Annotated in this window: 17 protein-coding genes; 1 reads left to right on the top strand and 16 read right to left on the bottom strand. The window is 65.9% G+C overall.

Annotation, left to right across the window (positions count from 1 at the left end):
* The 8 genes from N5D30_RS08620 to N5D30_RS08655 all read right to left on the bottom strand — a co-directional run bounded on the left by N5D30_RS08620 (position 1) and on the right by N5D30_RS08655 (position 7694).
* Entirely contained in the window at positions 1-939 is a 939-nt protein-coding gene (locus N5D30_RS08620) for a phage tail protein (RefSeq protein WP_279908623.1), read from the bottom strand.
* On the bottom strand, positions 932-2044 hold the full coding sequence (locus N5D30_RS08625; protein WP_279908624.1) for a baseplate J/gp47 family protein: 1113 nt from the start codon (positions 2042-2044) through the stop codon (positions 932-934). The genes N5D30_RS08620 and N5D30_RS08625 overlap by 8 nt, the downstream gene beginning before the upstream one ends.
* Positions 2028-2369 (bottom strand): GPW/gp25 family protein, encoded by a 342-nt coding sequence (locus N5D30_RS08630; RefSeq protein WP_279908625.1) that lies wholly within the window; start codon positions 2367-2369, stop codon positions 2028-2030. Before N5D30_RS08630 ends, N5D30_RS08625 begins: the two co-directional genes overlap by 17 nt.
* Before the next feature lie 88 nt (positions 2370-2457).
* A complete protein-coding gene (locus N5D30_RS08635; protein WP_279908626.1) occupies positions 2458-2982 on the bottom strand; it encodes a phage baseplate assembly protein V in 525 nt (174 codons plus the stop codon).
* Positions 2979-4076, bottom strand: a complete 1098-nt coding sequence (locus N5D30_RS08640) for a late control protein D (protein WP_279908627.1) — start codon at positions 4074-4076, stop codon at positions 2979-2981. Before N5D30_RS08640 ends, N5D30_RS08635 begins: the two co-directional genes overlap by 4 nt.
* Positions 4064-4273, bottom strand: coding sequence for a tail protein X (locus N5D30_RS08645; protein WP_279908628.1), 210 nt, complete (start codon positions 4271-4273; stop codon positions 4064-4066). Before N5D30_RS08645 ends, N5D30_RS08640 begins: the two co-directional genes overlap by 13 nt.
* Complete coding sequence (locus N5D30_RS08650) at positions 4273-5160, bottom strand: phage tail protein (RefSeq protein WP_279908629.1); 888 nt, start codon at positions 5158-5160, stop codon at positions 4273-4275. The genes N5D30_RS08645 and N5D30_RS08650 overlap by 1 nt, the downstream gene beginning before the upstream one ends.
* Positions 5160-7694, bottom strand: coding sequence for a phage tail tape measure protein (locus tag N5D30_RS08655; RefSeq protein ID WP_279908630.1), 2535 nt, complete (start codon positions 7692-7694; stop codon positions 5160-5162). Before N5D30_RS08655 ends, N5D30_RS08650 begins: the two co-directional genes overlap by 1 nt.
* On the opposite strand from N5D30_RS08655, the gene N5D30_RS08660 reads away from it, so the two are divergent.
* Positions 7681-8019, top strand: a complete 339-nt coding sequence (locus N5D30_RS08660) for a hypothetical protein (protein ID WP_279908631.1) — start codon at positions 7681-7683, stop codon at positions 8017-8019. The genes N5D30_RS08655 and N5D30_RS08660 overlap by 14 nt on opposite strands.
* Positions 8020-8054: 35 nt before the next feature.
* On the opposite strand, the gene N5D30_RS08665 is transcribed toward N5D30_RS08660, so the two are convergent.
* The 8 genes from N5D30_RS08665 to N5D30_RS08700 form a co-directional block, all read right to left on the bottom strand.
* A complete protein-coding gene (locus N5D30_RS08665) occupies positions 8055-8393 on the bottom strand; it encodes a phage tail assembly protein (protein WP_279908632.1) in 339 nt (112 codons plus the stop codon).
* 139 nt (positions 8394-8532) lie between these two features.
* Positions 8533-9057 carry a phage major tail tube protein gene (locus tag N5D30_RS08670; RefSeq protein ID WP_279908633.1) on the bottom strand — a complete coding sequence of 175 codons (525 nt, stop codon included), beginning with the start codon at positions 9055-9057 and terminating at the stop codon, positions 8533-8535.
* Entirely contained in the window at positions 9057-10481 is a 1425-nt protein-coding gene (locus tag N5D30_RS08675; protein ID WP_279908634.1) for a phage tail sheath subtilisin-like domain-containing protein, read from the bottom strand. Before N5D30_RS08675 ends, N5D30_RS08670 begins: the two co-directional genes overlap by 1 nt.
* The gene (locus N5D30_RS08680) at positions 10478-10693 is read right to left on the bottom strand and encodes a hypothetical protein (RefSeq protein WP_279908635.1); all 216 of its coding nucleotides are present in this window, start codon (positions 10691-10693) and stop codon (positions 10478-10480) included. Before N5D30_RS08680 ends, N5D30_RS08675 begins: the two co-directional genes overlap by 4 nt.
* On the bottom strand, positions 10690-11160 hold the full coding sequence (locus tag N5D30_RS08685) for a Gp37 family protein (protein WP_279908636.1): 471 nt from the start codon (positions 11158-11160) through the stop codon (positions 10690-10692). The genes N5D30_RS08680 and N5D30_RS08685 overlap by 4 nt, the downstream gene beginning before the upstream one ends.
* Positions 11157-11591 carry a DUF1320 domain-containing protein gene (locus N5D30_RS08690; RefSeq protein WP_279908637.1) on the bottom strand — a complete coding sequence of 145 codons (435 nt, stop codon included), beginning with the start codon at positions 11589-11591 and terminating at the stop codon, positions 11157-11159. Before N5D30_RS08690 ends, N5D30_RS08685 begins: the two co-directional genes overlap by 4 nt.
* A gap of 8 nt (positions 11592-11599) precedes the next feature.
* Entirely contained in the window at positions 11600-11824 is a 225-nt protein-coding gene (locus N5D30_RS08695; protein WP_279908638.1) for a hypothetical protein, read from the bottom strand.
* Positions 11825-11827: 3 nt separating this feature from the next.
* The gene (locus N5D30_RS08700; protein WP_279908639.1) at positions 11828-12808 is read right to left on the bottom strand and encodes a major capsid protein; all 981 of its coding nucleotides are present in this window, start codon (positions 12806-12808) and stop codon (positions 11828-11830) included.
* Positions 12809-12817 lie beyond the last annotated feature (9 nt).

The following is a 12817-nucleotide window of genomic DNA, read 5'->3' on the forward strand; positions in this document are numbered from 1 at the left end:
TCAGTCCTCGGTGTAGTGGCGGAAGTGGATAACGGGCAGGCGCCAGGGGCCGGTCCAAGGGCCGGTCCAGCGCCGGAGGGGGTATCGCTCGGGAGCTGTCGCCGCGAGGCCCTGCTGGGCGGCGGCAATAGGCGGCGGCAGGTTGCGGTCGAGCACCGCCTGGCGCAGTTCGCCAGTGGTTCCGCTCGGTGCGGGTAGATCGCGGGATGGGCACTCAGCGCTGCGGACGTGTCCGATACCGCCGCTCACGTCGACCATCCAGACGGAATCCAGCGCCCAGGAATCCCAATACATCGCGTCACGGCGCAACGTCATGGCGCGGTGCTGCGCTGCCCCACCGATGACGGCTCGCGGCGGCGCTGGCAGCGTTGCGGCATGCCGAGCGCCAAACGACACAACGACACCGTCGACCAGCACGCCGGAGTCGTTGTCCAGGAGCGCGCTATCCCACCGGCTCACGTCCGTTACGGCCGGACGAATGTCGAGGCTGCCGTACAGTCGCACCAGGTGCGCGCGGGCCGGGGCGGCGAAACGGGCAAGTTCCAGAATGGCGGGCAGCTCTGCAGGCGTGACCGGCTTGTCGAGCTGTAGCTGATACTCAGCCCAACGCGCGGCCGAGCTGGTGGTGTCCTCGACCTGGGCGCCTAGGCCGATCCACGACATTGCAAGCTCGACCGCATGCGGGGTGCCCTTGACCCTGTGCCACTTCACCGCGTCCTTGATTGCGCGGCGGCGGGCGTCGTCGCTCTGCAGGTGCTGCCAGATCGGCCCGACCACGTTGAACTGCTCGGCCAGATGCGGCAGCGCGGTGCCCGGCACCAGGTCGACCAGGTAGACCAGCACCGCGCCGACATCGAGCTGCTCGATGCCGTGCGACAGCTGGTCGAAAACTTCGCTGCGCTGGTCGCCTACGAGCGACGGGGGCAGAAGGCTAGGCATCGGTGACGACCCGGCCCAGTTCGACGCTGAGCGTCTGCAGACGGGAGTACTCGTGCAGGGCCAGCTGGCGCAGCGCGGCCGGCTCGACCAGGCGCACGTCGTAGAGGCCATCGATGCCGCCGAGCGCCGTCTTGATCTGTGCCGGCACCAGGTCCGCGCCGATCTCGCGGCCCTTGCTGTCGGCCCACGCCTGCAGGCGCGTCTTGACCTGGTCGAGCACCAGGCTGGGCACGCGGGTGGCGAGCACGTCGACGACGAGGCGCAGGTTGTAGTCGACCGGTGCAGCGCCGAGGACGGTCACACGGTCGCCGAGCATGCGGTTCTTCCGGTCCGTCAGCGCGGCCCGCACCAGCTCGACCACCTCGGCGGCCGGGGCACCGGCCACGTCCAGGAGCACGACATTGACCCGTCCATCCGGGCTGGGACTGAACACCTGCACGTCGACCAGGGATGGCGCGGTCGTCATTGCCAGCCAGCGGTAACGGTTCGCGCTGCCCCAGCTGAAGCGCTCCGGCGCCAGTTTGATACGGGCGCGGTAGCGCTCGTCGCTCTCAACATCGAGGCCGCCGGCCGTCGTCGTCAGGTTCTGGAGCGTCGCGGCGACGGGCAAGCTGTCCACGGCCTGGGTGATCTGGCCCGGCAGGTAGCCGTTGCCGGCCGGGCCGGCGTCGACGGCAACAACGGCGCACTCGGCATGGCTCTGCCCGGCTGCGACCACAAGTTCCGCGGTGGTGGCGAACTGGATGCCGGCGCCGGTAGCTACGCGCCAGCCTGCAGGAACAGTCATCGCCTGGGCCAGCGGCGCCTCGAAGGTCAGTCGGATGGTGGTCCTGGAGGGCTGAGCCGGCAGCCGGTGGGTGTCCACAAGCTCGCCCAGGTAGTCGAGCATCGGCGCTCGGGCGAACGCGACCAGGTTCTGCCGGGCGGCGTCGTTGATGCCGATGCGGACGAGGGTCTCGCGGTAGGCCGCGAGGTCGACCAGAAGGCGCTCGACTTGGGCGGGAAACAGCGTGCGGCCCGTCATGCGCTCGTAGGCGGCAATCATCTCTGCGGTAATCGCGGCCGCGTCGGCCTCGATGAACACGGGCTCAGGCAGCGCGGGCATAGGTCACCTCGGTGGACTGGATGACCCCGCGCGCAACCTGCCACTGCACCCGCAGGGTGATGTGGCTGCCGGCGATCTGCACGCGCACTTGGACGACATCGACACGCGGCTCCCACTGGCGGATCGCGTCGACGCTCTCGCGCACCAGGTACGGCGTCACGCGGTTGACGGGCCAGTCGATGTAGAGGTGCAGATTGCTGCCGAACAGCGGGCGGTGCGGGTCGCTTCCGCGCGGGGTCGAGAGGATCAGGCGAATGGCCTGGTCAATGTCGCGGACGCCTTCGACAACCTGGCCCTCGGCGCGGAGGGCGGGCTGCCAATGCAAAGAGGTAATGCTGGAGAGAGGGCGTGGGTTCATGCCCCCATGATGCGAAAGCCGCCGCGCGGCGGCTTTTAATCGGGTTTAAAGAACGTCAGTGCGAGTGGTTGGGCGTGTTGCCGCCCGTGTCGATGATCGAGCCCGTGGCGTGGATGTTTCCCGCCACCTGCAAATTGCCGGTGATGGTGGTATCCCCCACAACATCTGTGACGCCCTGGACGGTGACCTGCGGCGCGGTCACCTGGGCGCTGGTCGCGGCATTCACCACGACCGTGCCGACGCTGTCTACCAGCAGCTGGCCGCTCGCCCTGTTGTACGTGATCGCCGTACCGTCGCTGAACCGCACATAGTCGGTGTCCGGGTCTGTCACGGGTGGCGGCTCGGCCTTGAAGTAGACCCCGCCCAGGTAGGTGCCTCGCACTCCATCTTCATCGAGCAGCACCGCGACCTGTTCGCCCAGCTCGGGCATCAGGGGCCGGCGCTTGGTGCCTTTGGTGGCCCGCTGGGGCACAGTCAGCCAATGCGATTGGAGGTCGTCGCGATCAGGCAGGCGGACCTTGATCCGGCACAGCTTCAAGTCGACGGCGCTCACAAACCCGTATTCCAGTTCAACGCTCATGCCATGCCCCCATCTATGCCGTAGGTCGCCAGAGCAATGCCCGGCGTTTGTTTGTCCAGCGCCAGGCCGATGCTGTCGGCCGCGATCCTGCAGGCCTCGAAGTCGGACCGAAAGCCGCTCCCGCGCCGGAATGAATGCCGTGCCGAGGTGACCAGGTACTTGCCGCCCATCTGTCCGGCGGCGGTCAGCACAACGACCTGACCCGAGTAGAGGTCGGGGCTGCCATTACGCGACCAGCTGCCGGTGGTGCGCTCGCGGAGCTTGCGTGCCAGATCAGCAGAAGCCCGCGCCTTGTCGGCATCCGCCCCGGCGCTGCGCCGCCGCCCCTTGCGGCTGTCGCTGGCGGTGGTTGTCTTTGTCTTACTCGACGGCACGGCCACGGTCTCGCCGTTGACTATGCGGTAGCTGATCAGCTGCCCACTGGCGGGGTCCTGGTGCTTGTTGCCCACGGCCTTGGGCACAGTGCGTATCTGGTCACGCAGCCGGACGTTGCTTAGCTCCGTGCGGGCCGCCGTTGCCGAGGGCGCAGCGGCGGCCAGGTCGGCGATGGCGTGAAACACAAGGCGGGCGCCGACAACCTTGAAGGCATAGTCGTACTCGCTGGCCAGCTGGGCCAGGAACGACAGGTCCGACTCCTGCTGCGTCAACCTATCGAGCTTGACGGGCTCGATGCGCCCGACCAGTTCCAGCCCCTGGCGCTGTGCGATCTGGCGCGCAACGGCGTCCAGGGTGGTCGCTTCATACGCGCGGTGCTCGACCGTGCGCACAGCGCGGCTGATGCCTGTTGCCAGCGCACGGATGCGAACGGTCTTCGGCGCGTCGATCAGCTCGATTTCGTCGATCTCGAAACGGCCGACGCGGCGGTGGCCACCCTGCCATCCGAAACTTACCGTCAGGGTGTCGCCGTGGCCTGGATACCAGGATTCGCCCCACTTGCCATCGGGGTCAGCGAGCACCACTTCCAGGTCGTCCGACTGCCCCGTCAGGCTATCGCTGTAGGTCAGCTCCAGGAGGAAGGGTGCAACGTCGCGGGTGATGTTGGCCTGCTCGTACTCCAGCAGCACCTCGGACTGAATCTGGCTCAGCGCATCCATGGCGGCAGTCCCTCGGTGCTGGGCGTGCTGCTCTCCAGCAGCGGTACGATGATGCGGATGCCAGCGGGTAGCACCGGCTCAATGGCAAGGCCCGGATTTGCTGCGATCAGCGGCGCATAGCGCAGCGGGTCGCCGTAGTACTCCTGGGCGATCTGATCCCAGCGCTCGCCGTCCCTGCTGATGTGCTCGATGTGCATCAGGCTCTCCTCGTCACTACGGCGGCCGCCAGTTGGGCCAGCGGCACGTCGACTTCACCGAGCCGGCCGGCGGCACGTTCGAGCGCACCGCCTGCTGCCTCGACGCGCTCCAGGACGTTGCCGGCATTGATGGGTGACAACCAGGAGCGCGCGGTCAGCACGTCGGCTAGAGCGCCGCTCGCAGCGCTGACCAAGTCGCCGCCGCCATCCAGCACCCCGGCGGCGTCGGCGTAGTCGCCCAGCGGCGCCAGCACAGCGCGGGTCGCATCGAGCAGCCGGGGCACGCGCCCGAGCACTGCGGCCGGATTGCTGCGCAGTACCTGGGCGGCCTCGTAGAGTTCCAGGCCCGAGCGCAACACGGTCGCGGCGGATCGAGCATGCTCCAGGACTTGGCGAGCAACAGAAGCGGGCGCGGTCGGCGTCGCCTGCACGTCAGGCGAAGCCAGCGCAGCCATGTTGGTGCCGGCCAGCCCGGCCGGAATCAGCCCGCGCGGGCTGGCCTGATCCTGGAGCGCGCCCACGAACTCGCGCAGGGTGATGCGGATCGACCCGGAGAACAGCCGGCCGTCGCCCATCGAGCGCCGGGGGCTGACGCTCATGTCCGTGATGACATACGCGCCGGGGTATTCGCCGTTGCCGAGCACCAACTTGAGGGGCTGGTGCTCATCCTTGGCTTTCTTCAGCTCCTTTCGGCGCACTTCCGGGTCACCCAGCATGGGGTGAAATTGGATCTCCAGGGAGTACTCAGCCAAGCCGTCGCCGACCCATTCCAACAATGGCTTGCCGGCAATACGCGCGTGCTCGGCCCAATCGCTGGTCTCGCGCCATTCCATGCCGACCAGGCCGCCGGCCAGCTCGAACTCTATGTCTCCGAGAAGCGCGAACATCAGGCGTGGTCTCCGTAGCTGCGGCGGGCTTGGTTGCGTTGGTAGTCGTCCATCATCCGCGCGAACTCCCGTTCGGAAATTCGCAGGCCACGCTCAACCGCCGCCTGTACGTCCTCGCCGCCCTGCACGTTGATGGTTGGGCTGTAGTGGATGGTCATCGGGGCCGCAATGCCGCCGCCCTGCATCGCGGCGCGGCTGACGTTGGACATGTCCGGCGGGGCCAGCGGAACGGCGGTGGCCATCGCCATTCCCAAGGCGGCGTTGCGCACCAGCGCGGTCTGCCCGCTGATACCGATGGCGGCGCCCTGGGCGATGTTCGCGCCATAGTCGACGAACACACGGGACGGCGAGTGGATGTCCAGCCGCTCGGCGAACCAGCCTTTCACGGACTCGCCCATACCGACCACGCTGTCTTTCAGCGCGCCGGCCATGCCGGTGATGCCGGTCACCAGGCCGGTCACCATCAGGCGCCCGAACTCGGTGAACTTGCCGGGTAGCTCGACCCCGAAATATCCCAGCACACCTGCCATCGCCCGGTGGAACAGACCCAGCGGAGAGAAGTTGATGATCAGCTCCAGGATGCCGCTCAAGCCGCCATTGAATCCGGCCTTGATCTCGCTCCAGAGGCCAACGAAAAAGGTTTTGATCGGCGACCAGTTCCGGTAGATCAGGTAAGCGCCCAGCGCGATGGCCGTGATCGCGAGGCCGATAGGATTCAGCAGTAGCGCCCGGCCGAGCCAGAGCACGGCATGGCCCGCCAGGCGGATACCATTCAGCAGGGACCCGCCCAGCACTTTCCCGAGGAACAGCGCGCCCTTACCCATCTGCGCCAGAGGTGCGACGAAGGCCATGAGGGTGCCGCGCAGGAACAACGCGCCGTAGCGGCCGGTGGTCACCAGCGCGCCACCCATCCAGCGCAGGCCAGCCACTCCCTTCCCAAGGCCAGTGACCAGCGGCGCGAACTTGCCCGCGTGCCAGAGGGCCTGCAGCATCGTCCACTTCGCGGACAGGCTGGTGATAGTGGTGGTCATCGCCACAATCGGCGAGATGGCAAGGTTGACGCCGTAGGCCATGCCCAGGAACGCCATCTTGCCGACCAGGAGCCCGCCGACCACCCCGACGATACCTTTCACCAGGCCAGGGTTCTCGGCCGCCCAAGTGGCGAACGTCTGCACAACGGGAATGGCGGCCTGCGTCAGTTCGATCATCGGGGGCAACAGCACGCTGCCGACCGCGATGCCCAACTCGGACAGGTTGTTGGTCAACGCCTTGACCTGCTCCTTTGGACTCTGCATCCGGCGCGCCAGGTCGTCATCGAGCACGCCTTTGTCGGCTGCGTCCAAGCTGCCGCGCTGGATCGCGGCGAGATCGGCGCGGTTTGCCAGGGCCGGACGCAGGAACGACAGCACCTGCTGGTCGGCGAACAGCTCGCCCAGCTTGTAGGCCTCGTTCAGCCGGTCGAGCGCGGACTGGCGCTCGGCGTCGTCCTTCAGTTCCATGGCCGCCTGGAACTCTGCAGCCGCCGCCGGCCCTTTGCTGCCCACGTACTTCGTCACCGTCTCCAGCATCGCCTGGACCGGCGTCAGGCCATCTTCGACCAGCCCCTTCATGCTGGCCTGCAGGTCGATGCCCGCCCCCTCGAACGCCTTGAGTGTGTCCTTAGCGGTCAGCTTCGACAGGAAGTTCTTGAAGTTGTTGGCGGCCTCGTCATTGGTGCCTGCACCACGCCTGGCGATCTGCAGAGATGCGCCGATCTCGGCAACAGCACGCTCGCCGGTCACGCCCAGGGCGGCGAATTGCGGCGTCAACTGCGGCAGCCAGCGCGCCATGTCGGCCAGCTCGAACTGGCCGCTCTTGCCCGCGAAGGCAAGCATATTCATCGAGCGCTCCAGGCCGCTGGCGCCGATCTTCAGATTGTCGTTGAGCGCAATCGCAACCGAGCCCAGGTCATCCATGCTGGCGCGCGTGGCGGTTGCGGTTTTCGCCATCACAGGCGCATAGGCCTCCAGCTCGGTGAGGCTGGAGATGCCCCCAGCGATCAGCACCTGCGTGCCGGCCGCCATCTCCATTTGCGTCTGGTTCCACTTCAGTGCCTGGGTGCGCAGCGTCGCGCCGAGCTGCTCCTCCTCGGCTGCGCTCCAGCCGCCAGTGATGGCGATGTCGTTGGTCCGGTCCCTGAACTCCATGGCCGTGCGGCCGGCCAGCACAAGGGGGGCGCCCAGGGCAGCAGCGGTGCCGACCGTTTCCATCATCTCGCCGCGCAGCTCAGCGCGGCGCTCTTTGAGCACTTGGCCCCGCGCGATGCTGGCGGTCAACTTCTCCTGCTTGAGCCGCAGGGTGTCGATGGTGCGGCCGACACGCTCATAGTCCCGATTCAGCGCTGCGAGCGAGCTGGGGGCCAGTGTGCCAAGGCCGCGCTGGATGCTGCTTGCCAGCTCCTTCTGCTGGCGGGTCAGGCCCTCGGTCGCACGGCCGAGCTGCTGCACGGTCGAGCGTGCGGAGCCGAACGCGGAGTGCAGCGTGCCGCTGACCACCGCGCCGATCTTGAGCCCGACCAGGACCTCATTACCCGTCGCCATAGTTTTTTGCTACTCTGCAAGCATGTTTGAAATCGTCGCTACCCGCACCGCCCGCACCCTCTACGCCCTGGTCATGACCGGGGGCGTAGGCGCGCTCGCCTGGGCGTGCCTGGCGAACTTCTCTCTGCTGGGTGCCGTGGTCGCGTTCTGCCTGGGCCTGCCGCTGCTGGCCCTGATCGCCGCCCCCGTTGCGGCGGGCGGCGCTCTCGTTGCTGGAGTGCTGGCCGGGCTTGTTGCTATCGCCGGTTCATCTGCTCGGCGAGTTCGAGTCGGCGGTTGATCTCCCGCTCGCACACTTTGCACCAGCGCCAGTAGTCACTCATTTCCAGGTTTGCTATCTCGCTTGGCTGCAAGCGCAACACCAGTAGCAGCGCCTCGTCCCAGGACTTTAGAGCCGTCTCCGCCGCCCACCACCTCCCGAAACACCTCGTTTACCTGGTTGGAATCTGCGAGGTCCAGTTCGGCCAAGTCCTCAATCGTCAGCCCAACCATCCGCGACACCAGGTAATTCTCGATAGCGGCGTCCCCCTCGAAATTCTGCTGCGCGAACATGAGGTCCTTGCGCTTCAGACGCTGGATTGGCAGATGGGTAATGGTGTTTCCAGCGGGAGACTGGACGGGGAATTTGAGAGTGATGCGCAGGGCGTCAGCCATGGGATTTGCTCCGGGTTGTGTTGTGAGCCCTGAGCATGCCGCCCTGCATTGCACAGGGCTTTTAATCGGGTTTAAAGAAAGCCCCGCACAGGGCGGGGCGAGATGACGTCCGTGTCAGGCTTCCATGCCGCCTGCGTGATTAGGAAAGGCCGAGGTTCTGGCGGTACTGGTCCAGCTGATCGATGCCGCCTACCTTGTAGATGTTGGCCAGGTAGTCCAGCTCCAGGATGTCCTCTCCATCTAGAATCTGGCGCACGTAGGTGGCACTGAAGGGAGATTCGTATTTGGCGTTCTCTCGCGGCTTGTGATTCCCGAGCTGGTACTCGGTGAACTGCACCGTCAAGAACGTCACCAGCGGGATCTCTTTTACCTTGCCTTGACTGTTGTAGACCTCGACGCTGCTCCGACACTGCAGCTGCACCATGCGGAGCGGCGTGGCGGTTTTCTTCGCTGCATCGGCGTACTTGCTGTTCCAGATGATCTTGCCCGTCAGTTTGTCGATGCCGTCAGGCAATTCGATCAGCCCAACCATCCCCATACCCTGGAAGTCGGACATCACCGCCTTCACGCTGCCCAGCTCGATCTCCTCGTTTTTGGCAAAGAACGAGTTACCGTCCATGTAAATCGCACCGTTGGTGATGCGGTGTGCGCTAAAACCAGCCATCAGTTAGCCCCCTTGAGGTTCACCAGGTACTCGTCGGTGATCTCGGTTTCGTAGGTGCCGCGCTCGAAGGGCGGCGGCACGGTCAGCTTGTAGTTGAACACCAGGTGCCCGGCCTGGACGTCAGCTTTCGGGTTGCGCGCCGGGTCATACCAGCACTCGAAGCCCAGCAGGGCGTCGTCTCCGATCAGCTTGCGGCCGAAGCCGTTGACGCTCTCGACGATGCTGTCGATCAGCGCCTGGGTGACGGGGCGGTCCTGGAACTGCAGCGAGCTGAAGCGGATCGACTCGTCGATCAGGTCCTTGGTGCGCCGCACGTTCTCGAAGTTGCGCATGTGGGTCACTGTCGGCCAGGCAGCCGTGCGGTTGCCCCACAGGCGGAAGCCCGTCCCGAAGCTGTTGAACACAGTGGTCACGCCAACTTCGTTCAGCAGGTTCACTTCGCTGTTCGGGTCGTCGATCCGGGCCGTCAGCGGGCGCTCCAGACCGAGCACGCCGAGCAGCTCCTGGTTCGAGCTGGACCACCAGTAGCCAAGATCGAGATCGACCTTAGCGCGCAGTGCTGCGGCACGGACGGACAGCGGTTCAAGGCGCTCCTGGTTCGTCCGTGCGTCGTAAACCTTGACGTGCGGATAGCACAGGCGGACGCGGTCGGAGCTGGTGTTGAAGGCGATGGCGCCGGCCGGGCCACGACCTGCAATGACCTGGGCCGGAGTCGCGCCGATTGGCGCGTCGATGTACGCCACGGCCTGGTGCCGGCTGGTGGCGGCCGTCAGCTCGGCCGACACGCTGGAGAGCGACGAGAAGTCCGGCGCGATCAGGATTTTTGGCTCCAGGCCGAACAGGTTGAAACAGTCGCCGAGGGCTTTGATACCGGTACGCAGGCCCGCCGCGTCCACGTCGCCGATGATGTCGCCGGCAGTGACCTTGCTCGGGTCTGCGTAAGTGAACGCCACCGACACCTCGCCGCTGGCCGGAATGGTACTGGCGGTGGTGCGCACGACCTTGCCGGTCAATGGCTCCAGGACGTAATCCGTCGCAGCATAGGTAGTGGAGCCGTCCCTGGACTTGACTTCAACGGCCAGGACCGCGCCCTTGGGCAGCTGCAGGGTGCCGTCAGCTGCAAAGGTCATGTCCTGGGCCGGCACCACGGTACGGTGCGTCGCCGGGTTCAGGACGTTGATGACAACGACCGTACCGGCGCCGGCTTGATACAAGCTGTCCAGGTAGCGCGGCAGGCTGAAGCCCTCGATGTCCGGGCCGAACGCCGCCGCGTCACGCTCATTCAGCGACAGCACAGGGGTGTTGACCGGCCCGGCCGGGGCGGTGCCGAGGATGGCAATGACGGCGCTTTTCACCTGCCGAATTTGCCGCATGCCACGCTCAATTTCCGTGGTCTCGATGCCGTGAAGGTAGTTCGCGCTCACTTGGCGGTGCTCCTTTTCTTGCGCGCCGGGGCCGCCGGCTCGGGCAGGGCCTGCAGGCGGCTGAGCGCCAGTAGGGTGCGGGTGTACTCATGGTCGGCCGGCAGCTCGACGGGATGCCCGTCCTGGAGCTGACGCTCCAGTAGCGTGCCGTCTGGCAGGCGCAACTCGACGCCGCCGGCCGGGCCGGTGTAGGTGAAGCGGGCGGGCGTCATGGCACCTCCTCAAAATCAGCGATTACCAGCGGCGGCCCTTCCTCGTGGCCGTCGCGCTGCAGTTGGGTGGCTCGGGTTGCATAGCGCTGGGTGTACTGCCAGACGCCCGCGATCTGGCCGTTGAAAACCTCGTCGATGGGCGCCATGGACTGGTCGCAGTTCGGCGGGGTCCACCCCGACAGTTCCTCGCGGATGCTGTCCAGGTGGGCGACAGCCCCCTTTGCCCCGTGGAGATCACGGAACATCAGGGTCAGGGGTAGCACCAGGTTTCGCTCCTGGAGCACCGCGTCGAGGGCTTGGGAGCCGCCGAACTTCGAGCTGCCGAAGGCGACGAGCACCGCGCCGATGGAGTGGTTGAGGCGGTAGTTCTTCGGGTTCTCTGGAAACAGCTCGACAGCCAGCTCGCGCCCGAAGCGCTCCTGCAGGCGCTGGATAACCGCATTGAGCAGGGCCAGGGTCTGGCTCATTCGTAGCGGCTCCAGAGATCGTCGCCAAACTGCTGGCGCCTAGCCCGGACGCGAATCTCGCCCGGCTCCGGTGCGGCCTGGCCCGAGGGCATGCCCACGGTGACCACGCCATCGCGGATGCTCTCCAGCAGCTTGACGGTGTTCTTGTAGCTGTCCTTCACCGCGTCCGGCAGCGCCCCTTCGGGGCGGCGCTGATACAGCCAGTGGCGGGTGAGGTACACCACTGCATCCCGCAAAACAGTCGGCACAGGGTCGAGCGGCAGGGAGTAGCGGCCCCGCAGGTAGCCGTCCACCAGTTCCTCGGCCTGGCGGACGCCGTCCTCGATCACCGCCTCATTGGGCAGCTCGGCGGCGGGGTCATCGTTGGAGAGGTGCAACAGCGTCCTCTCCGGGATGGCCGAGCCGATGTCCTGGCGGGTGCAGTAGCGCATGGTGAACCTCAGAACGTGGTCGGCTGGGCGATGGCGCGAACGGCCGCCATGAAGCCCTGTTGCAGGTGAGTGCGAGCAATACCGACCCAGCGCTGATCAAGCCCATCGGTGGCAGCGAGCTGATCAATCAGCTCGCCGACCTCCTCGGCCTTGGCCTTCACTTCGTTCATGCGGTCGATTTCGGTCTGGCTGAGTTCGCGATAGCCCGCGATCTGGCGATGCTGATTCTCCATATCTCAGCCCGCCTTCAGTTCGACCAGGGCTTCGGGGAACAGGCAGAGCGCCAACGGGTTGGCCTGCACTTCCACATCCCAGCCCTTGCCCATCCGGCGTTCCTCGGCCTTGCTATAGAACGGCTTGCCCAGGGTATTGGCCGTCTCGTTGTAGTTGGCCGGAGCGTTGAACATGCGGAATACCCCCTTCGCCTTGGGGAACACCTGGGCCACGTCCGCAGGGATGAAGCGACGACCGCTGACGGTGACGTCGTACTCGATGAAGGTGATGCCGCCGAAGGTGAAGCCCGAGCGGGTATCGCCGCCCAGGCGGTCCTGAGCTTCCTGATAGCCGGCAAACGCCGCCTTGACCTTGTCGTGATCGGTGAAGGCGTCGAACCAATCGGGGCCACAGAACGAAACGAAGCCGTTCACAATCACCCCACCGAGCTTGCTTTCGGCGTGGCGCTTGGCGCCCAGACAGGCCTTGCGTACATCGGTGCTTGGGCTACTGAGGTTGACGGTGGTCTTCTTCTGAGTCACTCCGAACTCTTCGTACAGGTCGTACACCACCGAGCCGTTGGAATCGAGCAGCTTGCCGCACATCGCACCGATCCGCAGATGTTCGCGGGTGGCGTCGATGCTCTTCTTCATCTCTTCCAGGTGGTCGTTGATCACCGAGGCTTGGGCGTTGATCGGCTGCTCGGAGCCAAAGCCCGCGACGTTCTGCAGCTGGCTCGGAGACAAGGGCCGCGACAGCGGCAAGTGAAGTGTCTCGAAGGTGCGGCGCTTGCGGTCACCACCCTTGATCGGGGTCGGATCGTCGTCGCGCGAGGTGTTTGGCACCAGCACCAGGCGCCCAGCGCGCTCGTCTACCACCACCGAGGTAGTGGTTACGCCTTTTTCATCAAAGATACCGAGCGCGCCAGCCTTACCAGGGCTGCCCGGCAACTTGTTGACGGAGTCGGTCAGTGTCGCGACTGTGAATAGGTCTTGCAGGTTCATGGCGGGTCC

It is taken from the genome of Pseudomonas sp. GD03875, assembly GCF_029840585.1.
GTDB classification, from domain to species: domain Bacteria; phylum Pseudomonadota; class Gammaproteobacteria; order Pseudomonadales; family Pseudomonadaceae; genus Aquipseudomonas; species Aquipseudomonas paralcaligenes.

Coding starts and splice junctions, on each gene's coding strand:
- N5D30_RS08690 (WP_279908637.1), bottom strand. CDS start 11,591: ATGCGCTACTGCACCCGCCAGGACATCGGCTCGGCCATCCCGGAGAGG.
- N5D30_RS08635 (WP_279908626.1), bottom strand. CDS start 2,982: ATGAGCGTTGAACTGGAATACGGGTTTGTGAGCGCCGTCGACTTGAAG.
- N5D30_RS08620 (WP_279908623.1), bottom strand. CDS start 939: ATGCCTAGCCTTCTGCCCCCGTCGCTCGTAGGCGACCAGCGCAGCGAA.
- N5D30_RS08685 (WP_279908636.1), bottom strand. CDS start 11,160: ATGAGCCAGACCCTGGCCCTGCTCAATGCGGTTATCCAGCGCCTGCAG.
- N5D30_RS08680 (WP_279908635.1), bottom strand. CDS start 10,693: ATGACGCCCGCCCGCTTCACCTACACCGGCCCGGCCGGCGGCGTCGAG.
- N5D30_RS08640 (WP_279908627.1), bottom strand. CDS start 4,076: ATGGATGCGCTGAGCCAGATTCAGTCCGAGGTGCTGCTGGAGTACGAG.
- N5D30_RS08695 (WP_279908638.1), bottom strand. CDS start 11,824: ATGGAGAATCAGCATCGCCAGATCGCGGGCTATCGCGAACTCAGCCAG.
- N5D30_RS08665 (WP_279908632.1), bottom strand. CDS start 8,393: ATGGCTGACGCCCTGCGCATCACTCTCAAATTCCCCGTCCAGTCTCCC.
- N5D30_RS08645 (WP_279908628.1), bottom strand. CDS start 4,273: ATGCACATCGAGCACATCAGCAGGGACGGCGAGCGCTGGGATCAGATC.
- N5D30_RS08670 (WP_279908633.1), bottom strand. CDS start 9,057: ATGGCTGGTTTTAGCGCACACCGCATCACCAACGGTGCGATTTACATG.
- N5D30_RS08650 (WP_279908629.1), bottom strand. CDS start 5,160: ATGTTCGCGCTTCTCGGAGACATAGAGTTCGAGCTGGCCGGCGGCCTG.
- N5D30_RS08625 (WP_279908624.1), bottom strand. CDS start 2,044: ATGCCCGCGCTGCCTGAGCCCGTGTTCATCGAGGCCGACGCGGCCGCG.
- N5D30_RS08700 (WP_279908639.1), bottom strand. CDS start 12,808: ATGAACCTGCAAGACCTATTCACAGTCGCGACACTGACCGACTCCGTC.